Source organism: Clostridium drakei (assembly GCF_000633595.2).
GTDB classification, from domain to species: domain Bacteria; phylum Bacillota; class Clostridia; order Clostridiales; family Clostridiaceae; genus Clostridium_AM; species Clostridium_AM drakei.
Genome location: NZ_JIBU02000044.1, coordinates 1 through 17625 on the forward strand (window position 1 = coordinate 1; position 17625 = coordinate 17625).

Sequence of the window (17625 nt, forward strand, 5' to 3'; positions counted from 1 at the left end):
AAGCCTAACGGCTAAAAAGTTAGGCGAATCAACGCTTGCGGAATTCCGCAAGCGACTAATTCTAATATAGGAAAGGAGATAAGAGAGAAAATACAAGAAAGTGACTCTCCACATTAGTTTATGAATAGATGTTGGTTAACAAATTACACTTATGAAGATTATGTTAAAGATAAACAAAAAAAGCATAATATAAAAGGCATAAAAGAATATACACCAAAAGATATATTGATGTGCAGAGAAGAAAGGGTTTGTGAGCAAGAAGAGTTAATTAAATTTCATAAAAAAACATTAGTTTTTATGAGAGTTAACTATCCTGGTGTAGTTAAAAATAATGCAATAACACTTGGTATAATGAAGTTTATGAATAAGTTTTTAATGGAAGAGCTTAAGCAATATATAGAGTATAAGAATTTTGTTATAACAGCAGAAGGTCCATCATTAACACTTATTGTGAATAAAAATGCTAAAGACACAAAACAAATAACAGTTAATATAGAAAATAAACATTTTTTAGGTAGATATGTAGATATAGATGTTTATGATGAAAACAATAATAGTTTAAGTAGAGGAATGCTGGGCTTTAAACCAAGAGCATGTTATATATGCAGCGATATTGCTCAGTATTGCGTAAGGTCAAGAAAACATAGTGAAGAAGAAATAAAAGAGTTTATTAAAAATAAGTATGAAGATTATTGTAAATGGTATAAAGTACTTTAGCGTAAAAAATGAATGAAATATTCTCACGAAATGGTTATAATAAGTAATATAACAGAAATGTGGAGGTACTTTATGTTTTTTAGAAACAGTGATGGTAGATTATATGGAAAAATACCAATGAAGGTTAAAGTGATAATAGCATGTATAGCAGTATGTGTAGTAATTGGCATAGCCTATAGAGAATCAATAAACAATAAAAAAAGTAATAGTATAATAGAAAATGTAAATAAAGAGAGTTCTAATAATAATATGGCTATAAAAGAAAAAAAAGATGATAATGTTTCAAAGCAGACAGAAGCTCAAAAGGCTGAAGAACAAAAGTATAATGAAAGTTATAAGGCTTTTGGAGAAAAAAACTACGATAATGCAATAGCATTAGCTGATGAGATTATAAATGTAGATTCAAATTTTTATAAGGCCTATAATATTAAGGGAATAGCATTATGTTATAAAGGTAATTTTGATGAAGGAATGAAAAATATAGATAAAGCACTTCAATTAAAGTCTGATTTTGGATATGCTAGATTTAATAAAGCTTTAGGTTATGAGCTTCATGGCGATTATGATGAGGCATTAACTTGGTATGATAAAGATTTAGAGGTTGAAAATTATATATGGAGTTATTATGGTAAAGCTAGCATATATGGAAGACGAGGAGATGTGCAGAACACAGTAAAATATTTAAAAACAGCTGTGAATATGTCTTCAGATATAAAAGGTATTGCTGCTAAAGAAGAAGATTTTAATCCAGTAAAGGATTCCCAGGAGTTTCAAGATGTGATCAAGTAAAATAATCCCCAAAACTTTTTAAACAATGGGGATTATTTTATTCTGGAAATGTGGATAACTTTTAAAGAGAGGTTAAATCTATTCCATATTTTTTGCATTTTAAAGATACAGTTCTATGAGTAATTCCTAAGGCCTTTCCAGCTTTATTGTAGCTTTTATAGGTTTTCATAGCTAAAGTTATCAATTCTTTTTCATATTGTTCTAGAGGCTGAAGTTTACCATTTTTAAGGTTTATCAAAGAACCAGTTTCTAACTCACCATTTTTAATATAAAAAGGTAAGTCTTTTTCTGTTATTAAGTTGTTTTCACACATGTTCATAGCTCTCTCTATAATGTTTTCCAATTCTCTTATGTTTCCAGGCCAATGGTATTCCTGCAAATGCATAAGTGATTTTTTATCTATGCCTGTAACATTTTTATTGAGCTTAATATTCATTTTCTGAATAAAATGTTCAACGAGAAGATTTATATCTTCTTTTCTATTTCTTAAAGGAGGAAGAATAATGCTTATAACATTCAATCTATAGTACAAATCTTCCCTAAACTTATCCTCCTTTATCATTTTTTCAAGATTTCTATTAGTAGCGGCAATTATTCTTATATCCACTGTTTGTGTAGTAAGGCCGCCAACACTTTCAAATTCTCTTTCCTGAAGCACTCTTAGTAATTTAACTTGCATAGATACAGGCATGTCTCCAATTTCATCTAAGAATAAAGTACCACTATTGGCTATATTAAATTTTCCAGGTTTACTTTTAATTGCACCTGTAAAGGCACCCTTCTCATATCCAAATAACTCACTTTCAAGTAAGTTTTCTGGGATAGCAGCACAATTAACTCTAACAAAAGGTTTATTTTTTCTATTACTGCTATTATGGATAGCTTTAGCAATAAGCTCTTTACCTGTTCCGCTTTCACCGCGAATTAATACAGTAGATGGAGAATTGGAAGCTTTTTGTGCCATAAATAAGCAATTCTTAAGAGAACTGCTGTATCCTATTATAGAATTAAAAGAACTACTGAAATTATGTCTTTTTAATTCATCTTTATAATAGTTCAGTTCTTCTTCTGATTTTTCAAGTTTTTTTACTAAGTCTTTGATTTCATCTACAGTTTTTGATATTGAAATAACACCTTTAAATATACCATCTATAAAAATAGGTTCTATTGTAGAAATTATATTTATACTATCTTTTCTATAAATTTTATTTTCAACTGGTGTTTTTGTATTAAATACTTTGATTCGTAGTCCACTTGGAGATATATTCGCTAAATCTTTACCTACAATGTCTTTACTTTTTATACCAAAGTGTTTTTCATAAGATGGGTTTACATAACTTATAATTCTTCTATCGTCTACAAAACAAATTAAGTCATGAGATGCTTCTAATATTTTTTTGAATTTTTCATTTAACTCTTTAATACCTATTAATTCAGATATATCTTGGAATACTCCTAAAGCTCCAATAATTTTGTCGTTAGAAAATATAGGAGATCTATTAGTTAAAACAAGACGATTATTTATATACTGAGTTTCTCCAACTTTACGTTCTTTTGAAGTTACTATATTTGGCAAATCAGAAGTTGGTATAATGTCCTTTACAAAGTAACCTATGACATCTTCTAATTTTTTATGAACTATTTTAAGTGCATAGTCATTCATTGCTGTAATATATCCGTTTACATCAATAACCAGTATTCCAACAGGAATATTTTCTACTATTTGAGCATAGGCAATGGTATTTTCTTCAATTATGTCATCTATTTTAGACAAAACTGAATTATTATTGTTTGCAATATACATGGTTATAAAATTACACAGTTCTAATACTGCATGTTGACCATTTATAGAGTTTTCTTTGCATGAGATTTCGACCATTTCCCCTTCTCTTATTTTTAAAGATAATAATGCTAACATGCTTATAGCTAAAGGTTCTTTTGTAGATGAATTGCTCATATATAGGTTTATTCCATACTTATTTTTCAATTCTGTAGCTCTATGGACTATCATGGCCGCAATTCGTGTATGTATTCCGTTATGAATTGTTATGGTTATACTGTTTTTATACATAATCCATCTCCTTTTGATAAAAAATATCATATATATACGTAAAGGTTGATAAAATTTATCAAGTATAATATTAACCTAAAAATCATTGTAAGTCTAGATATTAAAGCCAGTTTTTAAATTACTTTATAATAATATAATGGTTTGAATTGATAAATTTTATCAATATTTTTTAACTATAATATTATGCAGCATAAGTGAAATTGAAAAAGATATATTTTAAAATTCAGATTTTCATTAATGAATGAGAGTTTTTGTGGAATGCTTTGAAGTTGATTTTAAATTTTTTGAAAATTGGCATGATAATTGCTTTAAAATATTTTAGATTTAAACAATTACATTGAAATAGAAATTTAGTTTTAAAATATAGAATTTGATAAATTGTAATTATTCTGAGGAGGAAAAATAAAATATGAAAAAAGGAATTGCAGCTTCAAAAGGGTATGCTATAGGAAAGGTTTTAATAAAAGAGGTAAATGAAGTTAAAGTTGAAGAAAGAAAAATAGAAGATGTACAGTCAGAAAAAGAAAGGTTTAAAAAATCATTAGATGCTTCAAGGGAACAATTAACTAAAATAAAGGAAAAAGCAGAAAAGGAAATGGGTGCTGATAAAGCAGCTGTATTTGAAAGCCATATGATGTTATTAGATGATCCTGAATTTGCAGGTGCAGTTGATATGGCAATAGAAAATGATAAAATCAATGCTGAAAAGGCTCTTGAGAATGTTTCAACTATGTATGCGGGTATATTTGAAGCTATGGAAGATGAGTATATGAGAGAAAGAGGTGCTGATGTAAAGGATGTTAGTAAGAGAATTCTTGCTAATCTTGCTGGAAAAATATCAGCAGATTCAGAAGAAATGGTGGCTAATACAATAGTAGTTGCTCATGACTTAACACCTTCAGATACTGCACAACTCGATAAGAGCAAAGTTATAGCTTTTTTAACTAATATAGGTGGAAGAACTTCACATAGTGCTATAATGGCAAGAACTTTAGAAATCCCAGCTGTTGTAGGATTAAATGATATAACAACTTCAGTAAAAAATGGTGATATAGTAATTGTAGATGGTAATGAAGGTACAGTTATAATAAATCCAAATGAAAATACTGTTAAGGAATATGAAGCTAAAAGAGAAGTCTATGAAAAAGAAAAAGAAGAACTTAAAAAGCTTATAAGTGTAAAAACTGTTACTAAAGCTGGAAAGAGAGTAGAAGTAGCAGGAAATATAGGAAAGCCAGAGGATGTTTATCAGGTTTTAGAAAATGGTGGAGATGCTATAGGACTTTTCAGGACAGAGTTTTTATACATGGATAGAGATGATATGCCAACTGAAGAAGAACAATTTGAAGCGTACAAATATACAGTAGAAAAGATGGCAGGAAAGCCAGTAGTAATCAGAACATTAGATATAGGTGGAGACAAGAAGCTATCATATTTACCACTACCAGAAGAAATGAATCCTTTCTTAGGATATAGAGCTATAAGACTTTGTCTTGATAGAAAAGATATATTTAAAGTTCAACTAAGAGCATTACTTAGAGCTTCAGCTTTTGGTAATTTGAAAATAATGTTCCCAATGATATCTTCTTTAGAAGAATTTTTACAAGCAAAAAAAGTTTTAAATGAGTGTATGGAAGAATTGAAAAAAGAAGGAAAAGAATTTAACCCAGGATTGGAAATAGGAATAATGGTAGAAATACCTGCAGCAGCAGTATGTGCAGATGACCTTGCAAAGTACGTTGACTTTTTTAGTATAGGAACTAACGATTTAATACAGTATACTTTAGCAGCAGATAGAATGAATGAAAAAATATCATACCTTTATAATCCAATGCATCCAGCAGTATTAAAGCTTATAAAAATGACTATAGAAGCTGCTCATAAAGAAGGAAAATGGTGTGGTATGTGTGGAGAAATGGCTGGAGATGAAAAAGCTATTCCTACACTAGTAGAGTATGGCTTAGATGAATTTTCAATGAGTGCATCTTCTATATTAAAAGCAAAACAATTAATAATGGAAAACTAATTTAGATAGCTTACCAAACTTAATATATAGAGTAAAACCTGATTAGAAATTTTATTCCAATCAGGTTTTATTTTATATTTAAAACATTATCTTTAAACTACATTTTAGTATATAATATAAATAGATTAAGCATTATTTATAAAAAGATTTATTGAAAATATTTGTGCAATAATAGGGAGGAAATTAATATGAAAAACTTAAAGAAAAAAAGATTAATTACAATTGCTTGTTCAATATCAGTGCTTTTATCATTAGCTTTTACAGGATGTTCAGGAAATAAGGAAAAAAATACATCAACAAATAATGACACAACATCTACTCAAAAAAGTGGGTCAGAAAAGAATGCTTCTTCAGAGCAAGTTAACCAAAAAAAGCAGGAAGCAAAACCTCAAACTAAAAGCACAAATACTAAAAGTTCTAGCACTATTAAATTTGCAAAGGAACAATTAGATAAAAGTGAAAAGCCAAAATTTAATACTGCTTTGAAAAATTCAACTAATGGCACATATGAAGCATGTATAGAAGGTAAAGGAGAAGAGGCATCAGAAGAAGGTATAGGCAAAATATTTGTGAAAAATACTAATGGAAATAACTTTACCTACGAAGTTATAGGAAATAGTAAGGTTTCACCTAGAAATATAGAGTGGGTGGATGATGAAAATTTATTAGTTGTAATAGGATCATCTCAAGGAACTGTTTCTAAGGGTGGTAACTTATATATGCTAAATGTAAGTACAGGAAATGTTTCAACAATTATAGAAACATCAGATAAAAAGCAGCAAATAATGTCATCAAAAAAATCTGGCAATAACGTAATCTTGAAGGTTACTGTATATGAAGATGATAACTATAATAAATCTAATATAGAAAACTGGACTATTTATTCTTTCGATTCAAGCTTAAATAAATCAATGGAAGTAAAAAATTCTGAAGGAAAGGTTTTATATACAGTTAACTAAGGAAAATAGCATTAAGGGGAACTTAAGTATATGGATAGATCTAAGAAAATATATATTAAGGCATCAAATAAATATAATAGTGGTTATATAGATAAAGCCATGGATTTATGTGAAGAAAGTATATCATTGGATATAAAAAATGCAGCATCTATAAATCTTAAAGGATTGTTACATTATTTAAAGGGAGATATAGATAGTGCTCGAAAGCTTTGGAAGATGAATCATCAAATAAATAATGACGGAGTTTCCGAAAAATATTTAGCCAGTACTAAAAGTGATGAGACCAGATTATATACTTATGAAAAAGCAATATCACTTATAAAAGGATTGTATATAAATGAAGCATTAGATCTTTTGGAACAATGTTCAGAAAGTGATTATAATTACATTAATGTGAATAATTACAAAGCTTTGTGCTATATAAAAAAAGGTCAGTATGATAAAGCTATAGATAGTATAGAAAATGTGATGAAAATAGATAAAAACAATAGTATGGCTAAAGAGAACAAAAAAATATTAGTAAAATGTGGAGTTATAAAAAACAAAATTGAAACAAAAAAAGTCATTTATTGTTTAATAGGCATATTACTAATAATTGTAGTAACATTTGGAAGTACAGCTATATTTAAAAAAGTAAAAAGTAATATAGCTAAATCTCATAGTACAAAGACTTCAAAAGTAAATGCGGCAAAAATATCTAATAATAATGGAAATAAAACCACTAAAGAAGCTCCAAAAAAAATTCAGCAGGAAACTTTTCCAGCAGATAAAATTAAAAGTGATATTCAAAATAAAAATTTTGATAATCTATATGATGATTATATAAAATGGAAAGATAAAAATATATCCAATGATGATAAAGAAGTTATCTCTAGCGTTATTACTATATTGAAAAACGAAGGTGTAGAATACTTCTATGGAAAAGGGGATGGATATATAAATAGTCAAGATATTCCTAATGCTAAAAATAATCTTATAAAAGCTTATGAAATAGGAGCAGATAATTATTTATATCCTCATATAATTTATATGTTAGGAACTAGCTTTTATTTATCAAGTGACTCACAAAATGCTATAAAATATTACACTCAATATGATGAGAAATATGGAACAGATGACTATGAAGAAACAGTACTTTATGCTTTAGCTACTATGTATAAGGACTTAGATAAAGATAAAGCATTAACTTATGCTCAAAAATTGGTAGATAAATATCCTAAGTCAATATATAATAATTCTGTAATAAAAAGTTTAATAAAGAAATAAAAAACATACAAAGCGATAATCATTATTAACAACTATTGACTAAATAAGAAATATAACATAAAATTAAAATATAAAGCATACCTTAATAAGGTATAAATGGAGGGATAAATTATGATACAAGAAATAAAAGATATGGATTTTTCAAAGATTGTTCAAGAATCTTCTAAACCTGTAGTTGTGGACTTTTGGGCTTCTTGGTGTGGACCTTGTAAAATGTTAGCTCCTGTAATAGATGAAATTTCCGAAGAGCTTAATGATAAAGTAGAGTTTTTAAAATTGAATGTAGATGAAAATCCTGTAACATCAAACCAGTATAGAGTAGCAAGTATACCAACTGTTATGATATTTAAGGATGGAAAAGTAGTAGATACTCTAGTAGGATTTAGACCAAAGGAAGCAATAAAGGACGTTATAGAAAAACATATTTAATATTGTGAATGAAACATCAATGACAAATTAGCAAAAGTTAATTTGTCATTTTTTCAAAAGGAGGTTAATTGTATGTCTAATAAATATGATATAGCAATAATAGGTACAGGACCAGCAGGATTATCAGCTGCTATAAATGCAAAAATTCGAAACAAAAAAGTTATATTGTTTGGTATTAAAGAATTAAGTAATAAACTGCTAAAAGCACCAAAAATAAATAACTATTTAGGATTTTATGATGTTACAGGTGAACAATTAAAAGGTAAATTCCAAAAGCATATTGAAGCTATGAATATAGACATAGTAAGTGAAAAGATAAATGCTGTATATGCAATGGGATCACATTTTACTTTGATGGTAAATGAAAAGATGTATGAAGCGAAATCTGTTATTTTAGCTACAGGTATGGAATATACAAAGCCATTAAAAGGTGAAGAAGAATTCTTAGGTAGAGGAGTAGGATATTGTGCTACTTGTGATGCACCATTGTATCGAGGTAAAACTGTTACTATAATAGGATATAATAGAGAAGCGGAAGAAGAAGCTAATTATGTAGCAGAATTGACCAACAAACTTTATTATGTGCCTATGTATGAAGGAAAATATAATTTAAGTGATACTATTGAAATAATAAAAGATAAGCCAATAGAAATTAAGGGAGAAGACAGAGTTAAAAATTTAATGATGAAGAATAAAGACATCATTACAGATGGAGTTTTTGTATTAAAGGATAGTGTATCACCAAATCAGCTTGTTCCTGGTATAGAAATGCAGAATGGACATATTAAAGTAGATATAGATATGAAAACTAATATTGCAGGCTGTTTTGCAGCAGGAGATTGTGTAGGTAAGCCTTATCAATATATAAAAGCGGCAGGTCAAGGTCAAATAGCAGCTTTAAATGCTGTTGTATATTTGGATTCTTTAAAATAGATTATCCCCACAAATTTTAATTTGTGGGGATATATGTGCTTAACTAGGATACTAGCTAAATAAAAATATGTCTAATTTACTACAAAAAATACATGGTTTCCTATGGTTTTAACGTTCTTTTTATTTATACCTTTCATCCATTTACAAGTAGCTATCTTAGGATTATAGAAGAACACCGCTTGACCTGTAGGATCATTTCCCTTTAGAGCTTGAAGTACTGCTTTATAACTACTTTCATCAGGAACAACATCAATAGAACCATTTTTAACACAAGAAAAAGCACTTTTTTGAGTTATTACTTCTTCTACAGTTTTAGGAAATTCAGGATATCTTAAACGATTTAATATAACAGAAGCTACAGCAACTTTTCCTTCGAAAGGTTCACAATTACTTTCAGCATAAACTACTTGAGCCATTAAATGTATATCCTTTTGAGTCACATATAACTTTCTACCAGAGTAATTAAAAACTTCGACAATTTGATCTTGTTCTTTAAATAAAGTAGAGTCTATATTATCAGAACCAGCAGCTTTTACATTAAATAGTGGTGAAACACTTGGTACTAATAAAAATATTATACAAAAAATAAATTTTCTCAATAAAATCCTCTCCTTGTTACCTACGGGGTTAGCTGACGGGTTCGGTAAAGGCATAACCTACGCAAAATACGATTCACCCCAAAAAATTCCGGTTTCCCCGTGTTTAATAAAAAACTTAGGCTAATGGTAGTATAGCCATGAATTTAAAAAAAATACATAGTATAAAAAATTTTATTAATATTTTATAAAATTCATTAAGGTTTTGATATAAACAATATTAAATTAGTGTATAATTGTAAATATAGATTTTTGTTAGGGCGGTGATGTGGTTGGAGCTATTGGATATGGTAGTTAATTCTATTAGAAATATTAGTATAGCATCAGTAATGGATATATTAGTAGTTTCTTATATTTTTTATAAAATTTATACGCTAATAAAAGAAACTAGAGCTGAGCAACTTTTAAAAGGAATAATACTTATAGTTCTTCTTATACCTATCAGTAATTTTTTTCATTTAACTATGCTGAATTGGATTTTAACTAAGACAATCACCATAGGCTTACTTTCCTTTATAATAATATTTCAACCAGAGATTCGTCGAGCACTTGAGCATTTAGGTAGAACAGCTTTTAATGACAAGCATATATTGGGAAATGATCAGGTGATGGAAGAGGTTATAACGGAAATTTCTAATTCCATAGAAAATTTGTCTAATAGTAGAACAGGAGCCTTGATAATAATAGAGCAGCTCACAGGCCTTGAAGATATAGTTAAGACAGGAACTAAAATAGATGCAGTAGTTTCAGCAGCACTTTTGGAAAATATTTTTGTAGTTAATACCCCATTGCATGATGGTGCAACGATAATAAGAAATGATAGAATAGTATCTTCAGGATGCTTTTTACCATTAACCAATAATCAGAATGTAAATAAAAAGCTTGGTACAAGACATAGGGCGGCGTTAGGTATATCTGAAAACTCAGATGCGTTAATTATAGTTGTATCAGAGGAAACAGGAACCATTTCACTTGCCGTAAATGGTAATCTAACAAGGGGTTACAACAAAGAAAGACTTAAAGATATTCTGATTAGAATAATGAAAAAAAGACAAAGTAGAAAATTAACCTTTAGGGAGCAGGTGAGGGAATGGATCAAAAGGTCAAAAATCACCAAGTAATTATTAAGATATGTTGTGTAATAGCTTCTTTAGTTTTATGGCTGTATATTTTTAATGTAGAAAATCCTATGAGAGAGACACATATTGTTGTGCCTGTACAGGTTTTAAATAAAGATTTGGTTGCAAAATCTGATTTAGTTCCAGTAGAAGAGGAGAATTTGACAGTAACTTTAACTATTAGAGGAAGTGCTTCCGATACTTATTCTATAAAACCAAGTGATTTTAAACTTGTATCAGATTTAAGTTCTTATGCAGTTAAAAAAGGCGAAAATAAAATACCTGTTGAGGTTAAAAGTAGTCCATCTAATATTAGAATAACAAATAATGACAACCTATGGGTTAAAATTACTTTGGATGATTTGAAACGAAAAACTGTTCCAGTTAAAATAATTTTTGATGGGAATACTAAAAGTGGATTTTATGCTTTTAAGCCTACCGTGAAGGAAAAGGAAGTTACTGGACCTAAGGCAGCAGTGGAAAGAGTAAAGTATTTATCAGCAAGATATAGTATTAAAGATGCTTCAAAGGATATAGATGCAAATATACAACTTCAACCATCAGATTCTTCAGGTGTAATTGTAAAAGATGTAACAGTTAATCCAAGCTCTTTAAAGGTAACTATTCCTGTTAAAAAAATTAAAACTGTATCTATAAATGTTAAATCTGGAATACAACAAAATAATCAGGGAAACATAAAAGATTTATTACCAATTGAAGATAAAATAGATATAGCAGGAGAAGAAGATTTAATATCCAATATAAATTCTTTGGATACAGAATATATAGATTTAAATAAGGTATATGGAAAAGATACAATAGAGGTTAAATTAGTAGTTCCTAAGGGAGTTACTCTTGTAAATAGTTCTGATACTGTAAAGTTAAAAGTTAATTTAAATAATAAAAACATACAGAAAGAATTGAGTTTAAATATACAAACTATAAATGATAACAGTAAATATAGTGTTAATTTGGATACAAATAAGGTTGATATAGTAGTGTCTGGTGAAGAAAATGTTATCAATAATTTAAAAGTAGAAAATATAAAGTGTTCTGTGGATTTAAGTTCAATAGTAGAAGGGGAAAATTCAATCCCCTTAAATGTAAGCTTGCCAGATGGAATAACAAAGGTGTCTCAAAATATATCATCAGTTAAGGTTACAGCAAAGAAAAAAGTTTTGGAGGGCAAAAATGTCAATTAAAATAAATAACCTGAATATAAGTATAGATGAAAATATAGAAGATTTAAAAAATAAGGTATGTAAAAAATTAAAAATATCACATACAAATATTGAAGAATTTAAAATTTTGAGAGAATCTATAGATGCTAGGAGAAAAGATAACATAAGATTTAATTACGTTGTAGAAGTAAAATGTGATAAAGAGGCAAAAGTTGTAGCTAGAGCCAATGATAAAGATGTTAAAATTGAAAAAGAAATTTATAATGAAGAATTTCTTTTTGGAAATAAGAAAATGAAACATAGGCCAGTTGTAGTTGGTATGGGACCTGCAGGTATGTTTGCAGGTCTTTTACTAGCAGAAAAAGGATATAGACCAATAATTATAGAAAGAGGAGAAAAGGTTGAGGATAGAACTAATACTATAAATAAGTTTTGGACCACGGGACAGTTAAATTTAGAATCGAATGTTCAATTTGGAGAAGGTGGAGCAGGAACTTTTTCTGATGGAAAGCTTACGACTAGGATAAAGGATGCTAGATGTGACTTTGTTTTAGATAAGTTTGTTAAGGCTGGAGCTCCAAAAGAAATTTTGTATAATGGTAAGCCTCATATAGGAACAGATATATTAAAAAAAGTAGTAAAAAATATAAGAGAAAAGATAATAGAATTAGGTGGAGAAGTAAGATTTAATAGTAAACTTCAAGATATAGTTGTAAGCAATGGGGCTTTAAAATCAATAGTAGTAAATGGAGCTGAAATTCCAAGTGAAAATTTAGTATTAGCTATAGGGCATAGTTCAAGAGATACTTATGAGATGTTATATAGCAAGAGAATATCTATGGAGCCTAAGGCCTTTGCTATAGGTGTAAGAGCAGAACATTCTCAACAAATGATAAGTGAAAAACAATATGGAAAGTATGCAAATCATCCTAAGCTTAAGGCTGCAGATTATAGACTTACATATAATACTAAATCTACAGGAAGAGGTGTATATAGTTTTTGCATGTGTCCTGGAGGAGAGGTAGTAGCAGCGGCATCAGAAGAAGGAAGATTAGTAACAAATGGAATGAGCTTTTTTAAAAGAGATAAGGATAATGCTAACTCAGCAATAGTAGTTTCTATAAATGAATCTGATTTTCAAGGAGATACTCCATTAAAAGGTATGGAATTTCAAAGACATTATGAAAGTTTAGCTTATATTTTGGGTGGTGGCAAGTATACTGCACCTGTACAATTGATAGGAGATTTTTTGAATGATGAAATTTCTACTAAGTTAGGAAATGTAAAACCAACATATAAGCCGGGTTATGAATTTAGAGATCTGAGAAAATGCTTGCCACATTATGTAGTAGAAGCTTTAAAAGAAGGATTTATAAATTTTGATAAAAAAATTAAAGGCTTTGATAGTAATGATGGTGTTTTAACTGGAATTGAAACAAGAACTTCAGCTCCTGTTAGAATATTGAGAAATGAAAATTTGGAAAGTATATCAGCTCAAGGACTTTATCCTTGTGGTGAGGGAGCAGGATTTGCAGGTGGAATAATGTCTGCAGCAGTAGATGGGGTAAAAGTAGCAGAGAATATCATAAAAAAATACCAACCATTATATTGAATATTCTGAAAAACAGTGTTTTTTGAATATTTCTGGTAGAATATAATATAAGGCATAACGATTTCAGGAAGCATTCATATGGAAAATTATGATCTTATACTTGAAATTAACTCCAACAATGTATATATGAACAAGAATCAGTAAAAAAATCACAGTAAATGAGATGTAGATGGTCGCTTAGGTGTTAAAAATTTAACGACTAATTCTAATAAAAATTAAATTTTAAATCTAAACAAATAAATGTATCATTTGTCAATTATACTGGATTTAGTGGAAATGTATGGGATAACTGATATGAATTATAATATAATGATTGCCTGAAATTTAAATCTGTTCTATTGTTAGTACTTTAAACTAGTATAAATTATATCTACAATATGAGGTATAGTTTTTAAGGTAGTTAACATAAGAACAACAAAAGTTGAGGAAGAGCCTAAATATTATAAAGAAGAGGTGTAAATTAAATGATTAAAAATTTACAAGAAGTTTTAGAAAAGGCTAAAAATCAAGAAACAAAAAAAATAGCAGTAGCAGTAGCTCAAGATAGACCAGTCCTTGAAGCTGTTAGAGATGCTAAGGAACAAGGAATATCAGAAGCAATATTAGTTGGTGACAAAGCAAAGATGGAAGCTATAGCAGCAGAAATAAAAATGGATTTAACAAAATTTGAAATTGTTAATGAAGAAAATCCTATTAAAGCTGCATTGAAAGCTGTAGAATTAGTTTCATCAGGTAAAGCTGATATGTTAATGAAAGGCCTTATTGATACAGCTAATTTTTTAAGGGCAGTTTTAAACAAAGAAGTTGGTTTAAGAACAGGAAAATTAATGTCTCATGTAGCAGTATTTGAAATATCTAAATTTGATAGATTAATATTTTTAACAGATGCTGCTTTTAACATGTATCCAGAACTTAAAGATAAAATAGATATAGTTAAAAATGCTGTAACAGTTGCGCATGCAGTAGGAATAGAAACACCAAAAGTAGCTCCAATATGTGCTGTAGAAGTTGTAAATCCTAGTATGCAAGCAACTGTAGATGCATCAATACTTTCAAAAATGAATGATAGAGGACAAATAAAAGGTTGTCTAATTGATGGACCATTAGCATTAGATAATGCACTATCTGTAGAAGCTGCTGAACATAAAGGAATAAAAGGAGATGTAGCAGGACGAGCAGATATATTATTAATGCCAAATATAGAAGCAGGAAATATAATGTACAAAACTTTAGCTTATACAACAGAATCTAAGAGTGGAGCTTTACTAGTTGGAACGTCAGCACCAGTAGTATTGACATCAAGAAATGATAGCCATGAAACAAAGATGAATGCAATAGCATTAGCAGCATTAGTTGCACATCAATTAAAGAGTAAGAAATAGAACTTTATTAAATTTACATATATTAAAAATATTTATTTTGTAGGAGGGGTAAAATGTCATATAAATTATTAATATTAAATCCAGGTTCTACATCTACTAAGATAGGAGTATATGATGGAGAAAATCAAATTTTAGAAGAAACTTTAAGACATTCTTCAGAAGAAATTGAGAAATATGCTACTGTTTATGATCAATTTGAATTTAGGAAAGAAGTTATATTAAAGGTTTTAAAAGAAAAGAATTTTGATATTAATACATTAGATGGAGTAGTAGGCAGAGGTGGATTATTAAAACCAATTGAAAGTGGAACTTATAAAGTTAATGATGCCATGCTAGAAGATTTGAAAGTTGGAGTACAAGGAGAGCATGCTTCAAATTTAGGTGGAATAATAGCTAATGAAATAGGAAAATCTATAAATAAACCAGCATTTATAGTAGATCCAGTTGTTGTTGATGAATTAGATGAAGCAGCTAGAATATCCGGAATGCCTGAAATAGAAAGAAAAAGTAAGTTTCATGCTTTAAATCAAAAAGCAGTGGCAAAGAGATATGCAAAAGAAAACAGTAAGAAATATGATGAATTAAATGTAATAGTCACACATATGGGTGGTGGAGTATCTGTTGGAGCTCATAAAGAAGGAAAAGTTGTGGAAGTAAGCAATGCTTTAGATGGAGATGGACCATTTTCACCAGAAAGAACAGGGGGACTACCTGTAGGAAGTTTAATAGAACTTTGCTATAGTGGGAAATATACTATAGAAGAAATGAAGAAAAAGATAAGTGGAAAAGGTGGAGTTGTAGCTTATCTAAATACAAATGATTTTAGAGAAGTAGAACAAAAATCACAAACAGATAAAAAGGCAAAGTTAGTATTTGATGCCTTTATATTACAAGTAGGCAAAGAAATTGGTAAATGTGCTGCAGTTTTACATGGAAAAGTAGATGCTATAATTTTAACTGGAGGAATAGCTTATAGTAAAGTTGTTACAGCCGAACTAAAAGATATGATAGAATTTATTGCACCAGTTGTAGTTTATCCAGGAGAAGATGAATTATTAGCTTTAGCACAAGGCGGACTTAGAGTATTAAGTGGAGAAGAACAAGCAAAAGAATATAAATAAAATATATAAGAAGAGTGCAAAATAAGATTTTTATTTTACACTCTTTATTTTTTAAAGTAAAATTTTAAAATAACTAAATTAACTGAGTTAAATTAAGCAAATTGGAGAACAAAATATATTTAATTATTAAAGTGAACAAAATAAAGATAATATACATGAAAAACTATGTTAGAATATTTAAAAATTTTGTGATATAATATACATATGATTGAAAAAAGATCATTATCATATCGATTTTAATTAAAAAATTTCATATTCAAATATTTTTATGAAATTTTAACAGGGCAGTTTGGAAAAAATAAAACCAGTTCTATTTAATATATTTTATTCATGATACACTGAAATAGCAAATGAAGAACTTTATTTTACACTTTTTGAATACGATTACAAAAGAGAAAATATTGAGTATGCTTTGTAATATAAATAACTAAAATTAGAATTTTATATGTTATTTTCAAAACAGAAAAGTAAAGATAACAATAATATATGCATAAAAAGTTGCAAAATATAATAAAATTTGAAAAAGAAACTAAAGTATTATATTGAAAATAAATATAATAAAATTTTAAGTATGTGCTAGAAATAAAATTTACATAAATAAAATGAGTTTTAAACAATTTATTTTGCAGCAATGTATACCAATTTAGCATTGCAAAACTTTTAATTACCAAAATTAAGGAGGGAACTTTCTTATGGCAAAGGTAACTTTTAGAGAAGAAAGATGCAAAGGTTGTGGACACTGTATAGAAGCATGTCCTAAGCAAATAATAAGCTTTGCAGATAGACTGAATGTGAAAGGATATCATCCAGCTACTATTACAGAAGAAAAAATGAAGGAATGTGTTGCTTGCGCATCCTGTGGAAAAATATGCCCAGATTGCGTGATAACAGTTGAAAAGTAATAAGGAGGGATTCTTTGTGGGAGAAAAAGTATTAATAAAAGGTAATGAAGCTATTGGCGAAGCTGCCATAAGAGCTAATTGTCAAGCCTTTTTTGGTTATCCAATTACGCCTCAGACAGAAGTTGCAGCTTATATGTCAAGAAAAATGCCTAAAATAGGAAGAGTATTTATACAAGCTGAAAGTGAAATTGCTGCTATAAATATGGTTTATGGAGCAGCAGGTACTGGAGTTAGATCTATGACATCATCAAGCTCACCTGGAATAAGCTTAAAGGCAGAAGGTATATCATATATAGCAGGTGCAGAGCTGCCTTGCGTTATAGTAGATATAGTTAGAGGAGGTCCTGGACTTGGAAGTATCCAGCCAGCTCAGTCAGATTATTTTCAAGCAACAAAAGGCTGTGGTCATGGAGACTATAAAATGCCAGTATTTGCACCAGCATCAATACAGGAAATGGTTGATTTAATTCAAGATGCTTTTGATACAGCAGATATGTACAGAACACCTTGTATGGTAATGGGA

General features: G+C 29.0%; 15 protein-coding genes, 1 pseudogene and 1 riboswitch. Of the genes and pseudogenes, 14 read left to right on the plus strand and 2 right to left on the minus strand.

The window, feature by feature from the left end:
• Positions 1-120 precede the first annotated feature (120 nt).
• Positions 121-717 (plus strand): citrate lyase holo-[acyl-carrier protein] synthase, encoded by a 597-nt coding sequence (citX, locus tag EG57_RS0219385; RefSeq protein WP_032078789.1) that lies wholly within the window; start codon positions 121-123, stop codon positions 715-717.
• A 72-nt stretch (positions 718-789) separates the two neighbouring features.
• Positions 790-1506: a tetratricopeptide repeat protein gene (locus tag EG57_RS0219390; protein WP_032078790.1), complete on the plus strand. Its 717-nt coding sequence runs from the start codon at positions 790-792 to the stop codon at positions 1504-1506.
• 61 nt (positions 1507-1567) lie between these two features.
• Here EG57_RS0219390 and EG57_RS0219395 read toward each other — a convergent pair whose 3' ends face one another.
• The gene (locus EG57_RS0219395; RefSeq protein ID WP_032078791.1) at positions 1568-3577 is read right to left on the minus strand and encodes a sigma 54-interacting transcriptional regulator; all 2010 of its coding nucleotides are present in this window, start codon (positions 3575-3577) and stop codon (positions 1568-1570) included.
• A 409-nt stretch (positions 3578-3986) separates the two neighbouring features.
• Here EG57_RS0219395 and ptsP point away from each other — a divergent pair, with 409 nt between their 5' ends.
• From ptsP to EG57_RS0219420, 5 genes are all read left to right on the plus strand, one after another.
• Positions 3987-5603 carry a phosphoenolpyruvate--protein phosphotransferase gene (ptsP, locus tag EG57_RS0219400; RefSeq protein ID WP_032078792.1) on the plus strand — a complete coding sequence of 539 codons (1617 nt, stop codon included), beginning with the start codon at positions 3987-3989 and terminating at the stop codon, positions 5601-5603.
• Between the two features lie 188 nt (positions 5604-5791).
• A complete protein-coding gene (locus tag EG57_RS0219405) occupies positions 5792-6562 on the plus strand; it encodes a DUF4652 domain-containing protein (RefSeq protein WP_032078793.1) in 771 nt (256 codons plus the stop codon).
• A 30-nt stretch (positions 6563-6592) separates the two neighbouring features.
• Positions 6593-7828 (plus strand): tetratricopeptide repeat protein, encoded by a 1236-nt coding sequence (locus tag EG57_RS0219410; protein WP_032078794.1) that lies wholly within the window; start codon positions 6593-6595, stop codon positions 7826-7828.
• Between the two features lie 111 nt (positions 7829-7939).
• A complete protein-coding gene (gene trxA, locus EG57_RS0219415; protein ID WP_029160335.1) occupies positions 7940-8257 on the plus strand; it encodes a thioredoxin in 318 nt (105 codons plus the stop codon).
• 72 nt (positions 8258-8329) lie between these two features.
• Entirely contained in the window at positions 8330-9190 is an 861-nt protein-coding gene (locus tag EG57_RS0219420; RefSeq protein ID WP_032078795.1) for an NAD(P)/FAD-dependent oxidoreductase, read from the plus strand.
• Between the two features lie 71 nt (positions 9191-9261).
• Here the strand turns inward: EG57_RS0219420 and EG57_RS0219425 are convergent, their stop codons facing one another.
• The gene (locus EG57_RS0219425) at positions 9262-9789 is read right to left on the minus strand and encodes a cell wall hydrolase (protein WP_032078796.1); all 528 of its coding nucleotides are present in this window, start codon (positions 9787-9789) and stop codon (positions 9262-9264) included.
• A gap of 2 nt (positions 9790-9791) precedes the next feature.
• A riboswitch (cyclic di-AMP (ydaO/yuaA leader) is annotated at positions 9792-9921 on the minus strand.
• Positions 9922-10058: 137 nt separating this feature from the next.
• Between EG57_RS0219425 and cdaA the strand changes: the two genes are divergently transcribed.
• The 7 genes and pseudogenes from cdaA to EG57_RS0219460 all read left to right on the plus strand — a co-directional run.
• On the plus strand, positions 10059-10907 hold the full coding sequence (gene cdaA, locus EG57_RS0219430) for a diadenylate cyclase CdaA (RefSeq protein ID WP_032078797.1): 849 nt from the start codon (positions 10059-10061) through the stop codon (positions 10905-10907).
• Complete coding sequence (locus EG57_RS0219435) at positions 10877-12106, plus strand: CdaR family protein (protein ID WP_032078798.1); 1230 nt, start codon at positions 10877-10879, stop codon at positions 12104-12106. Before cdaA ends, EG57_RS0219435 begins: the two co-directional genes overlap by 31 nt.
• Positions 12096-13697 (plus strand): NAD(P)/FAD-dependent oxidoreductase, encoded by a 1602-nt coding sequence (locus EG57_RS0219440; protein ID WP_032078799.1) that lies wholly within the window; start codon positions 12096-12098, stop codon positions 13695-13697. Before EG57_RS0219435 ends, EG57_RS0219440 begins: the two co-directional genes overlap by 11 nt.
• A gap of 464 nt (positions 13698-14161) precedes the next feature.
• Positions 14162-15079 (plus strand): phosphate butyryltransferase, encoded by a 918-nt coding sequence (gene ptb, locus EG57_RS0219445; RefSeq protein WP_032078800.1) that lies wholly within the window; start codon positions 14162-14164, stop codon positions 15077-15079.
• A gap of 53 nt (positions 15080-15132) precedes the next feature.
• On the plus strand, positions 15133-16200 hold the full coding sequence (gene buk / locus EG57_RS0219450) for a butyrate kinase (RefSeq protein WP_032078801.1): 1068 nt from the start codon (positions 15133-15135) through the stop codon (positions 16198-16200).
• Between the two features lie 692 nt (positions 16201-16892).
• Positions 16893-17102 carry a 4Fe-4S dicluster domain-containing protein gene (locus EG57_RS0219455; RefSeq protein ID WP_032078802.1) on the plus strand — a complete coding sequence of 70 codons (210 nt, stop codon included), beginning with the start codon at positions 16893-16895 and terminating at the stop codon, positions 17100-17102.
• Between the two features lie 16 nt (positions 17103-17118).
• Positions 17119-17625, plus strand: a pseudogene (locus EG57_RS0219460) (3-methyl-2-oxobutanoate dehydrogenase subunit beta); the annotation flags it as partial.